Origin of the sequence: Candidatus Nitrosopumilus sp. (genome assembly GCF_965263415.1) — an archaeon.
GTDB lineage: Archaea > Thermoproteota > Nitrososphaeria > Nitrososphaerales > Nitrosopumilaceae > Nitrosopumilus.
On the sequence record NZ_OZ253671.1, the window covers coordinates 1055433 to 1069344 of the forward strand.

Sequence of the window (13912 nt, forward strand, 5' to 3'; positions counted from 1 at the left end):
CGTTCTACTGGTGATGAGTTTGTCACTATTGTACAAAATACTGAGAGTACTGAGACAATCTATGTTGATTCAGGTCTTGATGACAATACTTCTTACACTTATCGTATCTCTGCAATCACTGCTGCTGGTACTAGTGACCCATCACAAACTGCACGTGGAACAACATTTGGTTTGCCAAGTGCCCCACTTGACCTTGCAGCAGATGCAATAAAGTCAAAGGTTCGTCTATCTTGGACTGGCCCAGTCAATGATGGTGGAAGTGTAATTACTGATTATAAGGTAGAATACAAATTAAAGACTGATCCTAGTTGGTCAGTATTTGATGATGGTACATCTGTTACTCCACAGACAACCGTTACATCACTTACAAACAATGTAGTTTACCAATTCAGAGTCTCTGCTGTCAATGAATTTGGAGCAGGTTTAACAACTGAAATAGTTGAGGCAAAACCATCTGTTGCAGGTGCAACAGCAGCATACAGTATTGAAGAGATACCTTCTGGTCAAGATGTATTCTTGCCACATAATGCACAAGATACATTGGAAAACGGAGGAAAGTTAGCTGGTCTCAAGATTAAACCAAAGAATACCTTAAGTGAACTTGCAATGACTTCTACTTTCACAAAGGATGCTCCAACTGGTGTTACCCAAGAGGCAGCAATGTATCTTAAGTTTGAGTTAGACTTTGTTGAAGATGTAGCAACTGATGCTAATGTTCCAGGAAAGGTTGAATCTGTCGTTGCAACTGCAAGTGCAGGTAAGGTAGAGTTGACATGGAATGTACCAGATGATGATGGCGGTGCAGATGTTTCTGGATATAAGATTGAACAAAGTACTGATGGCAACACATGGACTGTGCTAGAAACTACCAATTGTCAATGTACTGACTATACTGATAACTCTCTAGAAAATGGACAAACATACTATTACCGTGTATCTGCAATTAACCAAAAGGGAACAGGTGCCGTATCTGATGTTGCAAGTGCTACTCCACTTGATGTTCCAGGACCACCAAGAAATATACAAACAACTCCTGGAAATGCTCAGGTTACACTCGTATGGGATATTCCATCTACTGATAATGGCCTTACTGTAGATAATGGCGGTGCTACAATATCTGGTTACGTAGTACACTATGCAATTGATACTAATTTCTGGAAGACCTTTAATGAAGAACTAATAACTGAACGCACTGCAACTGTAACTGGTCTTACAAATGGAGAGAACTACAAATTCAGAGTATTTGCAGTAAACCAAGTTGGATTCTTACATCCATCACTAGTATCTAGTGAAATCCCATTAACTGTAGCTGACAGACCATGGGGATTGACTGCAACTGCTGTATCCCAAAACCAAATCAATGTAACTTGGGAGACTCCATCCGATGATGGCGGTTCCCCAATCACAGGTTACAAGATTCAAAGAATAATTGGTGAACCTACCTCAAACTCTGTATGGGCAGATGCTCCAACAAACCCAACCGTAGGTATTGTTAACACTTGGTCTGATACTAATCTTATTCCTGGAACTACCTATTCTTACAGAGTAATTACACTTAATTCTGCTGCACCTGGCGGAGACTCTAGCAGTGCATCTGGTGCTATCTTTGCTACAACATTGTCTGTACCTAGTGCTCCTAGAAACTTGACTCTAGAAGCAGAAGGCCAGAAGATTATCATTGAATGGAATACTCCATCTGATAACGGCGGAACACCAATCATCAACTATTTGATACAGTGGACTGATGATGGTGGAGACAAATGGAGTACTATGAAACGTAATGACAGTACAGTAACTTCTGCTACTGTGAAATCTGATAACATTGTTCTTGGTACTGAATATCAAATTAGAATATATGCTGAAAATGCAATTGGTCCAGGTCCAGCATCTTCAACTGTATCTGTCACTCCAACGACTATTCCAACTGCCCCACGTTCACTTGTAACCGATCCAGAAGATGGACAAGTAGTGGTAAGTTGGTCTGCACCTGTCTCCAATGGTGGTTCTCCAATTACTGATTATATTGTAAAATACAGTGAAAGTGGAAGCAGTCAATTCTTAACATTTGCTGATGGTACTAGCACTAGTACTACTGCTACTGTAACTGGTCTTACAAATGATGTTACATACGAGTTCCGAGTAATTGCCGTAAACGATGTAGGTAACAGTCCTGCATCCTCTGGCAAATCTGTTGCAGTCGGAGCTGGTAACTCATCTGAAGAAATTCACTCATTTGAAACAATCCAACTAACAATTTTGATGGGCCCTGTAGAGGACTCTGCACACCCAACAATTCCTGAAAACTCTGCAACTGCTGCAACAGCAGATCCTAGTGATGACATTATTGCACCTGACGTCCAAGTCTACTTTATCAACGATAATAATGAAACCATCTTTGATGGAATCACTGTAGAAAGACATCCTTCAGGTGATACCCTTACAGAATCTGCATACCTTGTAACCTTGGAGCACTTCTCCACCTATGGTGTAAATACAATCAACTCCAAATTTGCAGTAGGCTCTGCAGGACTTGCAGTTGCCGGAGCTGGTAATTCTGCAGCTCCTCCAGTAATCACTGGCGCTTCATTATACTCATTTGGTTCTCCAAGTCTAGACAATGAAGGAAAGATAGTTTACCAGAAGACTGGAAACTATGTTGCTCTTCCAGAATATAGTCAGACACCTGTCACCACCACACTTGAGATTGGAAAACCATCCCAAATTGCTGCAAGAATATTCAATCCAGGAGGTCCTGAATTAGTACAACACGCAGGTCTCTATCTTAACTTGCTTGATGATGCATATGAGACAGAACACAGTGATACCTATATCGAATGGAACAAAGACCATGAAGGCAAGGAAGATATTTTGGTAGAAGATCCTCATGGATTCATGAGTAATATTGATGTCTCTACCCAAATCGAAGGTGATTTGTTATGGGTATTGTTTGATGTAACCTTTGAGAAGGAACTTGAAACATCAAATATTAACATCAATGCATGGAATAATCATAGAGTTATCGATGAGAGAGTAGCTTATGATGCATTGCAAATAATTGATCCTGCTCAGACAACAATTGATACAGAGGTAAGTGCCCCAGTTGCTACTGACTCCTCATTCTATTTGGTAGAATCTACTGGACAGGACTGTGATGAATATTGCTACTTGCCATTCTCTGTTGCAATAACTGATAATGAAGTAACATGGACAAACATTGATCCGGCAGTTAGAACAATAATTAGTGGTGAACCTGTTGCAGGATTCGATGGTAACTTTAAGAGTGTCTTCATCTTTGAAGGCGGTTCCTATTCTGCAATAATTGAAGACTCGGGATACTACACAACATATGATCTACTCGAAGAAGATTACATGAGTACCATGTTAGTAGAAGTATCAGGAGATCCTATTACTGATGCTAGAATCTTTGAAAAACCTACAATGCCAACTCATCACACTGCAAGACAAATAATCTCTTCAACTACTGATGGTATGCTTGGTGCAGATGTTGGTACCAGTGGCTTTATCAAACTATTTGGAACTATTGAGGGTGTAGATACACGTCACACTGTGTTAGTAGATATTACCAAACCTGACGGAAGCATAGAAAACATAAAGACCTCTTCAAACACTGCTGGAGATTTCAGTATGATTTATGACTCTGGTAACCTAGAAGATGGTAACTATGTATTTTCATTTGGAACCGCTACTGAAGACATCACATCTATATTCCTCAGAATACATGGTGACCAGATTATTCCAACATATACTGCACAAGAAACTGTTGTAGAAAGCTCTGAAACCATTGCTAGAACACTTGATCCAAAATTGATCTTGAGTAATACTGATTTGTTAGGAACTGATAACACATTACGCATAGATGGAACTGTTGATTCTGGCTATTCTACTGTTAAAGTAACTGTTGAATTCCCAGATGAAACTACCAAAGAATTTGATGTGAACCTTAGTTCCTCTGGATCTTACTCTCTTCCATTACAACAAGTTCAGTGGATGCATGGTGAATATGTGATTTCAGTATCTGATGAACAGACAAACTATGCAACTGAAACATTCGAATTAACTGATAGTGCAAACGAAATAACATTTGATGGCGAACCTGAAAAGAAAGTAGAGGAAAAATATGTCATTGCTGACGTGAGAACACAAATTGTACAACTTGACTCAGACTATCTTGAGACAATCAACGAGTTCTCAGAACGTAGTGAATTGGGAACATTGACAGTTACTAGACCTGATGTTACAAAATCATCTAGTATGCTTGAAATTTCTGGAACTGTTAATTTGTCTGGAGCCCCAGGAGAATTAGTTGAACTCAAATTAACACATCCTACTGGTGATGTGGATGAACTTAGAACAACTGTTACATCTACCAATGAATTCCAGACTGTACTTAACGAAGTATGGACTCCAGGAGAATATCACCTTGAGGTATCCTTTGAAGGTGATGAAATTGCAGACTTGGTATTTGCAATAGGATTGCATTCCACCGAGAGCTTGATAACTGCATTAGATTGTCCAACTGATGTATGTGCCTCAGTATCTTCTGATACTATTGATGACAGTACCTCTGCACCAATCATGATTAAGGTTGAAGGAATCTTTGAAAACATAGATTCAGATGAAATCTTTGACATCGTAATTGTTAGACCTGATAACACATCTGTTGAACTAACTGCTACTCTTACTGGAATTGATCATCTAACAGAAACATTCCATGCTGAGGAATGGATGGAGGGAATATACACTGTAGCAGTGAGCTATGATGGCAAGCAGATATCTGCAACCTCCTTTAGAAAATAACCTCTCTGTCAGTGCTAACTAAATAATGCATATTTGTGCCTGCATCTAATCAGCTAATTTTATAAATAATCTACATTTTCTTCTTTTTATGATCACACCAGTAGCTGCTTCTTCTATTCTACTACTGGAGGTTCTGTACTAAAACAGAAAGATCTTTTTGTTTTAACACATTAAAATTATGGAGAGAAATCTGATGAGTAATATGGAAAATATGATTGGTGCAAAAGCCTTGATGACTGCAATGGAAAAAGAAGGAGTCAAGGAAGTATTTGGTTTACCGGGAGGTGCAAATCTTCCAATGTATGATGAATTTGCTAGATGTGATATTCGACATATTTTGGCAAGACATGAACAATCTGCAGCTCATATGGCAGATGGATTTGGTCGAGTAAGTCGAAAACCTGGAGTGTGTTTTGCAACATCAGGTCCTGGTGCCACCAATATTCTAACTGGTATTGCAACAGCGCAAGCTGACTCTGCACCAATGGTTGCAGTAACTGGGCAAGTCCCTACTCCTATGATTGGAAAAGATGCATTTCAAGAAAGTGATATTATTGGAATGGCAAATCCTGTTGTAAAATATGCATTTCAACCAAGACATGCTTCAGAAATTCCTGAAGTTGTAAAGAAAGGATTTTTCATTGCAGAAACTGGAAGACCTGGACCTGTTTTAATTGACATTCCAAAAGATGTGCAACAAAACGAAGCTGAAATGGTTTTTCCTGATGAATTTAAAATTCAAGGTTATCATCCTTGGGCTGATCCTGATATTGTTGCAGTTGAAAAAGCAATTGATATGTTACTTCATGCTCAAAAACCTGTAATCTTAGCTGGTGGTGGAACAATCATTTCATCCGCATTTGCAGAATTACAAGCTATTGCTGAAGCGTTAATGCTTCCTGTAGTGACTACCTTCAAAGGAAAAGGTGCATTTCCTGAAACCCATCCTTTGTCTTTGGGACCTATTGGAATGCATGGACATGCAGAAGCAAACAAAATCATGACTGAGGCTGATTGTGTTTTAGCAATTGGTACAAGATTCTCAGATAGGTCTGTTGGAACTTTTGAAGAATTTGAGAGAAATCTAAAGATTATTCACATGGATGTTGATCCTGCTGAAATTGGTAAAAATCAAACAGCACAACTTGCAGTAGTTGGTGATGTACAGATGAATCTTAGAATTATGGTAAAGTTACTTTTGCAAAAAGCAATCAAAAAGACTGATGAGACTCCATGGGTAAAACATGTAAAAGAAACCAAAGCATACTGGCAAGAAAATTTGAAACTTCATCCTGGTGAGATGGGTGCAGCCAAAATTTTACGTAAATTAAGAGATCTATTGCCAAAAGAATCCATCATTACAACTGAAGTAGGACAACACCAAATGTGGGCATCATTGTTTTATGATGTGATACAACCTGGAACTTTCTTTAGTTCTACTGGACTTGGTACAATGGGTTGGGGATTCCCAGCTGCAATAGGTGCTAAGGTAGCAAAACCTGATGTTCCTGTTGTAGATATTGCTGGTGATGGTAGTTTTGCAATGACTGAAAACTCTCTTGCTACTGCAGTACTAGAAGATATTCCAGTAATTGTATTTGTAATGAACAACTTTACATTGGGAATGGTAGCTCAATGGCAAAGAACATTCTATAATAGAAGAATGATTGGTGTGGACCAAGGAAAATGGTGTCCTGACTATGTTAAATTAGCAGAATCTTATGGAGCTCAAGGAATCCGAGCACAATCAATGGATGAACTTGATAAAGCAATCAAAGATGCATTGAGCAGTGATGTTGCAACAGTAATTGACATTCCAATTGATCCTGAAGAAGATGTATTGCCGTTTGTAGCTCCTGGAACTTCGCTTAAGGATATGATCTTACCGTCATAGTGATTAACATGTGGGCAATTCTTTCTCTCTTAGTTGAAAACAAACCTGGAATCTTATTCAAGGTAACACACCTCTTTCGTGCTAGAGATTTCAACATTGATAGTATCTCTGTAGGCGTAACTGACAATCCTGAATATTCTAAAATAACAATCACTACTATTGAAGATGAAAAACGTGTAGAGCAAATCGTAAAACAACTCGATAAAATGATTGATACTGTCAAAGTAGAGCATTTAGATGAGCACAAAACCGTCTTCAGAGAACTTAGTATTTTTAAGATTAAACTAAGTAATGCTAATGATAGTATGGAGATAAATAAATTGGCAAATGCATATGGTGGCAAAGTCCATGATGTCAAAAAAGATTCTATAATGGTAGAATTAACTGCAACTCCTGATCAAATCAAAGCATTTGAAGAATTAGCAAAACCCTTTGGAATCCTTGATGTTGCAAGAACTGGTGTCGCAGCTTTGCAAAGGAGTGGGGCTGAATGAAAATTAGAATATTTGATACAACGTTACGAGATGGAGAACAAACACTTGGCGTTTCATTATCCCCTGATCAAAAATTAGCAATTGCAAAAAAATTAGATGAATTAGGTGTTGATGCTATCGAAGCTGGATTCCCAGTAATTTCAGAAGGTGAATTACAAGCAGTCAAGATGATTGCATCTGCTGGATTGACATCTGAGATTTGCGGATTGACTAGAACTATAAAAAAAGACATTGATGCTGCTATTGATGCAGGATTAAACTACGTGCATACTTTCATTGCAACATCTGACATTCACTTGGAACATAAACTCCAGATGACTCGTGAACAAGCATTAGAAAAAGCAATTGAAGCCGTTGAATATGGTAAATCTCATGGTTTGCAAGTAGAGTTTTCAGCTGAAGATGCTTCTAGAACTGATAGGGAATTTTTGAAAAAGGTTTTTGGTGAAGTTGCAAAAGCAGGAGCTGATAGAGTAAACATTCCTGATACTGTAGGTTATTCCACACCAGAATACATGGCACAAATCACAAAAGATACAATTGAAGCTACAAACTTGCCAGTAAGTGTTCACTGTCACAATGACTTTGGATTGGCTGTTGCAAATGCTTTATCTGGAATTCATGTTGGTGCAGCATGTGCACATGTTACAATTAATGGAATTGGAGAACGTGCAGGTAATGCCTCATTAGAAGAATTATCCATGGCACTCAAATGTTTGCCATATGATCAGAAATATGAGACTAACATCAAATCAGAATTAATTTATGATGTATCTCGTTTCATCTCTAAAACTGTAGGGATTATTGTTCAACCAAACAAGGCTATAGTTGGTGCTAATGCATTTGGTCATGAATCAGGCATTCACACTCATGGTGTATTGAATAATCCGTTAACTTACGAACCAATTAGTCCTGAATTAGTTGGGAGAAAGAGATGGCTCAAAGTAGGAAAGCATGCAGGAGTTCATGGAATGAATGCAATGTTAGAAGAGTATGGAGTAAAGCCCACTGAAGAGCAAGCAAAACAAATCTTGGAAAAAGTGAAAGTGTTAGGTGATCAAGGAAAACAAATCACTGATGTTGAACTCTTATCTATGGCAAGTGAAGTTTTAGGTGAAAAAGATCTTAAACGAATTGTACAGTTAACTGGGTTTTCTGTTTCAACTGGAATTGGAACAATGCCTTATGCATTTGTTAAACTCAATGTTGATGGACAAGATCATATTGGAACTGACTATGGAGTGGGGCCTGTTGATGCAGCATTAAATGCAATTCAGAAAATCACTGGTAAGATTTCAGAAATTAGAATCAAAGACTATGGATTGGCATCAATTTCTGGTGGGTCTGGTGCTTTGTGTGAAGTTACTGTCAAAGTAGAAGATCCCTTGGGAAACAAAGTATCTGCAAAATCAGTTGGAGAAGACATTGTCACTACTTCTGTTAAAGCAGTTATTGATGCAATTAACAGAATCATGCTCAAAAAAATGCTACAAGAAAAGCAGGTAAGCTAAATCCTAAAATTCCCTTTAGATATAGTGATGTAAATGTACAAAATTTCGTTAATTACTGGTGACGGAATCGGTCCTGAGTTGTCTGATTCTGCAGTATCTGTGTTGGAAACCATTCATGACAAATCAGATTTGAAATTTGATATTACAAAATTATCTGCTGGTGACAAGGCATTATCCGAAACTGGTAAAGCTTTACCTGATGAAACAGTTGAGAAAATAAAACAATCTGATGCTTGTATGAAGGCACCTGTTGGAGAGTCTGCAGCAGACGTTATTGTTGTGTTGAGAAGAATGCTTGATTTGTATGCAAACATTCGTCCTGCAAAATCCTATCCTCATATGCCTGCATTACGTGATGATATTGACATGGTGATAGTTCGTGAGAATACTGAGGATCTATACACTGGAAAAGAATTCAGTTTAGGTGACTCTTCAGTAGCATTGAGAATAATTTCTGAACAAGCCTCCAAAAGAATTGCCAAGTATGCATTTGAAGCATCTAAAATGAGAAATGACAAGAAAAAGGTAACATGCGTTCACAAATCAAACGTAATGAGAGTTACTGATGGAATGTTTGCAAAAGCATGTACTGAAGTTTCAAAAGACTATCCTGACATTTCATTTGAGCAAATGTATGTTGATGCATGTGCAATGAACTTGATTCGTCAACCTCAAGAATTTGATGTTGTAGTAACCACAAACTTGTTTGGTGATATATTGTCTGATGAATCTTCTCAAGTTGTTGGTGGGTTGGGAATGGCTCCAGCTGCAAATATTGGTGATAACTTTGCGTTGTTTGAACCTGTTCATGGAGCTGCATTTGATATTGCAGGACAAAATATTGCAAATCCTTCATCATTCTTGCTTTCAATTAAAATGATGCTTGATTGGCTTGGAACAAAACATAATGATTCAAAATGTTTTGAAGTTGGTCAAAAATTAGAATCAACAATATTTGATTTAGTAAAAACTGGAGTCAAAACAAAAGATATTGGTGGTGATAAAACCACTTCTGAATTTACAAAACAAATAACTGATAATCTCTAATCTTTTCTTTTCTTTACGTCTGATTTTGGTGGATTTAGTGACCAAAAGAACATGGCCAAACATACTGGAATCAGTATCAAAATTGCTGCAACAACTGAGATGACATAGAATTCTCCCTCTAATCCGGGCATAAACGGCCCTGGAAAAACTGCATAAAACCACAAAATTCCAATAAATACAAAGACAAGTCTGTTTTTTCTAATCAGTTGTTTTGCACTTAGTTTTCTTTTATGGATGTAGCATTCTTTGCAACGTGTTCTATCATCTGTCATGCATGATGTACAACAATTCTTTTCACAAAAATAACAGACTCTGTCTCCAAAATTTGATCCACAAAAATCACATTTGTACACTGAGCTAGATCGATCCCTTTGGATTTATCTCTTTTTCAAATTCCCAATTTTTATTAATTGCATTTTTCATGAATCTTTAATGGCAAAATGTTGTATCTGTAAACTTGTTGAAGGTACACTCAAAATTAAAGAAGGTAACCCAAAGTACAAAGGAAAACCTATCTGCAAAGAATGTCAGGGTTATCGTAAACTATTGTTAGAAACAAAATAATCTATTCAGATTTTGGTTTGTTCTTTTCTGCCCATTCTTCATACATCTTGATCAACTCATCAACATCTTTTCCGTCTTCAGAATATGTTACGATTACTCCAAAGTTTCCTTTCTTGTCGTGTCCTCTGGCAAAATACCCCCAAAATGAATCTGGTAGTTTTTGAAAACTGGATGAATCATGTGAGACTCCAATCAAATTATTCCCAATGACTTCTACTACTTTTTTTGCATCTTCTTGCTCTATCATGATTTTGTGTGTAAATCATTCCATAAAAATATAATTTGTTTTATGTTACATTTTACCAATATCTGTTTTTTTGAGTCTTTCAATAAATTCTTGCCATTCCTCATGAGTTACATTTGGAAGTGGCTCTAACTGTTTTGGATCAATTTCATCATAATTCTCTAATTGTCTCTTGAATTTATCAAAACAATTCTGACATGCAGGAATTTTTTTCCTAATCTCTCCTTGTTCTTTGGCAGGAATGAATTTTGCAACAACTCCATTTCTGCACATTATACACATTTTATCTGAGCAATTAACGCAAAACCATCCTAATTCAATACCTTGTCTTTCAGCTCGTTTTTTGTTTTGCAAGTATTCCGAATATTCTTCATTTGTGAACTTTTCTAAAACTTCATTTTTACAACTAGTGCAATTCATGGTTCTTGCAATCATCTTTAGTTTGTCCGTTTGTAGTTGAGTTATGGACTTAATCTATCAGGATCTCTTGGATACAAGACCACTTCACGCACATTATCGATTCCAATTAATGTAGTCATCAATCTATCTAATCCCATTCCCCATCCTGAATGTGGAGGCATTCCCCAATCAAATGCCTTAAGATGGTCAGTGAACTGTGCAGGATCTAAATCTTGTTCTCTTAATCTTTCCTTTAACATCTCTGGATTGTGAAGTCTAGTTCCACCTGAGGATAACTCCAGATATCCAAATTGCAAGTCAAATGAACGCGATAGTTCTGGGTCTTCGTCTTTTTCTCTAATGTAAAATGGTTTTAGTTTCATTGGCCAGTCAGTCAAAAAGAAAAATCCTGGATGATTGTCTCCTATGATTCTAAGATGTGAATCCAACAAATCATCTCCAAATTCTACTTTCTCACCTGCACTCTTTAGTTCTTCAATACACTGATTGTATGTGATTCTCTCAAATGGTGACTTTGGAACCTCTATTGTGTGGCCGATAGTCTCTTGTTCTTTTTTACAATTCTCTGATGTATACTTGTACACATCCATTACTAATGATTCTAAAACATCCATGACATCATTGTAATCCATAAATGCTGCTTCAATATCTATACTAGTAAACTCACTAAGATGTCGTCCGGTGTGGGAGTTTTCTGCCCGATAAAAGTTTGAAATCTCAAACACTCTTTCTAATCCTATTGTCATTTGTTCTTTGTATAATTGTGGGCTTTGTGCCAAGTATGCTTTCTTTCCAAAATATTCTAATGAAAAGAGATTTGCTCCGCCTTCACTAGCACTGCCAATAATTTTTGGTGTAGTGATTTCAATGAATTTTTTTCCTGCTAGAGTTTTTCTTAATGATTGTAAAACATAATGTCTTAATTTGAAAATGGATGCTGTTTTCTGATTTCTCATGTCTAATGCACGATGATTTAATCTTGTGTCGATGTTACTTTCTACTCTTCCAATGGGGTCAACTGGTAATGGGTGAATTGCTTTTCCTAACACTTCAATTTCTTCAGCTTTAATCTCAAATGCAAAATCTCTTGCCTTTGTTTCTTGAACTATTCCTTTTACACTTACAACACTTTGGCGATTAATCTCTCCTAAATTATCATTTAACTCTCCCTTTACAATAACTTGAGATATTCCTGAAACATCACGTAATGTGATAAATGACATCTTTCCTAATTTTCTTAAATCCTCAATCCATCCACCCAAAACAACTTGTTTTCCAATTAACTCTGATGTGAGTTCTGAAATGTCGTGAGTTTTTACAAATACCATTATTTTCTACCTTTATCCTCAAATTCTATCTCAATGTCAAGGTTTCGGGCGTTTTTTACAATCTCGACTACTTTTTCTGTGTCAATGGGGAATCTAGGCGTCCATTTGCCTGAAATTACTGCCTTTGTCTTTTGAACTCCTCCTGGGGCCCAAACTGAATTAATCGAAAGAACCTTGGTTGGAAAGAACAAATCCTCTATGAACCTCTTATCTGTCTCATCTGCCTCTACTAGCCAAATCTTTCCTTTGAATTGATCTTGAAGCAGTCTGTATAGTGTCCTGCTTTGTCTAATTATCATGATGTCATTTTTTGCCAAGGATAGCACAAAATTTCCCTGAAACTCTTTACAGGAATAAAGTGTAAAGTTTTCAATTTCACTATTTGATTTTGCAATTTTAGCTAATACTGTGGATGCTTCAACATCAGCTTGTGTTATCTCTCCTGATTCAACTTTACTTTCACATTGTGGACATAGTATGGTATTTTTTGCATCAAAGCCGCATATTGGAAGTTTCATTTGAATCGCTTTTTACATTCTAACAGAGTTGTTTATATCCCTTAGTACAAAACAAAAATTCTAGTTTGGATATGAAAAATATATGGCATTTCTAACTGTTGATGGATTAACATCAAGATATGATTCCTCTAAAGGTCCCGTTTATGCTGTAGAGGATGCTGACTTTGTATTGGAAGATGGTGAATCAATAGGAATTGCAGGTGAGAGTGCATGTGGAAAGAGTACTTTGGGATTGTCCATTATTCGGATGCTTGCAGGTGGAAAAACTCAAGGCAAGATCACCTTTGATGACAATTCTATCTTGGATATTAATGAGGATACCTTTGATAAAACATTTCGATGGAAAAAAATCTCTATGGTCTTTCAGGGAGCAATGAATTCACTTGATCCTGTTTTTACAATCAATGAACAATTTCTTGAAATTTTAAAACAACATAATTTTGATGGTGATTCAAGACAGACAATTGCTGATGCAATGAACTCTGTAAATCTTGATGTCACTGTACTCAAAAAATATCCTCATGAACTTAGTGGTGGGATGAAACAAAGAGTTGTAATTGCTATGGCTTTGTTGTTAAAACCAAAGTTTGTAATTGCCGATGAACCAACTACTGCACTTGATGTATTGATTCAAGCCCAAATAATTAATCTACTAAAATCTCTAAAAAAATCAGGCATGTCATTTATGTTAATTACGCACGATTTGGCCGTACTTTCTGAGATTGCCGACAAGATTGGCATCATGTATGGTGGACAGATTGTGGAATTTGGTTCATCTCAGGAGATTTACAAAAATCCAAAACACCCATACACTCAAGGACTTTTACAGTCTATTCCTACTCTAAAAGGAAACAAACCAACATACATCAAAGGAATTCCCCCTAGCTTGCTTGATGCGCCAACACAATGTAGATTTATTGACAGGTGTCCATTGGCAGTTGAAAAATGCAAACAACTTCCACCCAAATTTAAAACCAAGACTGGCTATGTCCAATGTTGGTTGTATGAAGACCAATAATTCTAAAATTCATACACATAAGGTAACAAAACGATATTCTTGAATACTACTTTGAA

12 protein-coding genes (1 of these 12 running past the window's edge) are annotated in these 13912 nt (G+C 37.0%); 7 read left to right on the plus strand and 5 right to left on the minus strand.

Annotated features, from left to right (window positions below):
• From ACQY22_RS06705 to ACQY22_RS06725, 5 genes are all read left to right on the plus strand, one after another.
• Positions 1 to 4818, plus strand: the 3' end of a protein-coding gene (locus ACQY22_RS06705) for a fibronectin type III domain-containing protein (protein WP_428323925.1). 25305 nt of this gene lie to the left of the window's left edge; the window shows 4818 of its 30123 coding nt (coding positions 25306-30123); the start codon falls outside the window, past its left edge; its stop codon occupies positions 4816 to 4818.
• Positions 4819 to 5011: 193 nt separating this feature from the next.
• Complete coding sequence (gene ilvB, locus ACQY22_RS06710) at positions 5012 to 6712, plus strand: biosynthetic-type acetolactate synthase large subunit (RefSeq protein ID WP_428323926.1); 1701 nt, start codon at positions 5012 to 5014, stop codon at positions 6710 to 6712.
• A gap of 8 nt (positions 6713 to 6720) precedes the next feature.
• Positions 6721 to 7206, plus strand: a complete 486-nt coding sequence (gene ilvN, locus ACQY22_RS06715; RefSeq protein ID WP_428323927.1) for an acetolactate synthase small subunit — start codon at positions 6721 to 6723, stop codon at positions 7204 to 7206.
• The gene (locus ACQY22_RS06720) at positions 7203 to 8717 is read left to right on the plus strand and encodes a 2-isopropylmalate synthase (RefSeq protein WP_428323928.1); all 1515 of its coding nucleotides are present in this window, start codon (positions 7203 to 7205) and stop codon (positions 8715 to 8717) included. The genes ilvN and ACQY22_RS06720 overlap by 4 nt, the downstream gene beginning before the upstream one ends.
• Positions 8718 to 8750: 33 nt before the next feature.
• Positions 8751 to 9764: an isocitrate/isopropylmalate dehydrogenase family protein gene (locus ACQY22_RS06725; protein ID WP_428323929.1), complete on the plus strand. Its 1014-nt coding sequence runs from the start codon at positions 8751 to 8753 to the stop codon at positions 9762 to 9764.
• Here ACQY22_RS06725 and ACQY22_RS06730 read toward each other — a convergent pair.
• Entirely contained in the window at positions 9761 to 10036 is a 276-nt protein-coding gene (locus tag ACQY22_RS06730; protein ID WP_428323930.1) for a hypothetical protein, read from the minus strand. The two genes, ACQY22_RS06725 and ACQY22_RS06730, sit on opposite strands and share 4 nt — an antisense overlap.
• Positions 10037 to 10196: 160 nt before the next feature.
• Here ACQY22_RS06730 and ACQY22_RS06735 point away from each other — a divergent pair, with 160 nt between their 5' ends.
• A complete protein-coding gene (locus ACQY22_RS06735) occupies positions 10197 to 10328 on the plus strand; it encodes a hypothetical protein (protein ID WP_428323931.1) in 132 nt (43 codons plus the stop codon).
• Position 10329: 1 nt separating this feature from the next.
• On the opposite strand, the gene ACQY22_RS06740 is transcribed toward ACQY22_RS06735, so the two are convergent.
• The 4 genes from ACQY22_RS06740 to ACQY22_RS06755 are packed head-to-tail and all read right to left on the minus strand — an operon-like array spanning position 10330 to position 12838.
• Complete coding sequence (locus ACQY22_RS06740; RefSeq protein WP_428323932.1) at positions 10330 to 10575, minus strand: hypothetical protein; 246 nt, start codon at positions 10573 to 10575, stop codon at positions 10330 to 10332.
• Positions 10576 to 10620: 45 nt separating this feature from the next.
• Positions 10621 to 10992, minus strand: a complete 372-nt coding sequence (locus tag ACQY22_RS06745; protein WP_428323933.1) for a hypothetical protein — start codon at positions 10990 to 10992, stop codon at positions 10621 to 10623.
• A 41-nt stretch (positions 10993 to 11033) separates the two neighbouring features.
• Complete coding sequence (aspS, locus tag ACQY22_RS06750; protein WP_428323934.1) at positions 11034 to 12320, minus strand: aspartate--tRNA(Asn) ligase; 1287 nt, start codon at positions 12318 to 12320, stop codon at positions 11034 to 11036.
• Positions 12320 to 12838, minus strand: a complete 519-nt coding sequence (locus ACQY22_RS06755; protein ID WP_428323935.1) for a transcription elongation factor NusA — start codon at positions 12836 to 12838, stop codon at positions 12320 to 12322. The genes aspS and ACQY22_RS06755 overlap by 1 nt, the downstream gene beginning before the upstream one ends.
• An 82-nt stretch (positions 12839 to 12920) precedes the next feature.
• On the opposite strand from ACQY22_RS06755, the gene ACQY22_RS06760 reads away from it, so the two are divergent.
• A complete protein-coding gene (locus ACQY22_RS06760; RefSeq protein ID WP_428323936.1) occupies positions 12921 to 13856 on the plus strand; it encodes an ABC transporter ATP-binding protein in 936 nt (311 codons plus the stop codon).
• Positions 13857 to 13912: the final 56 nt, after the last annotated feature.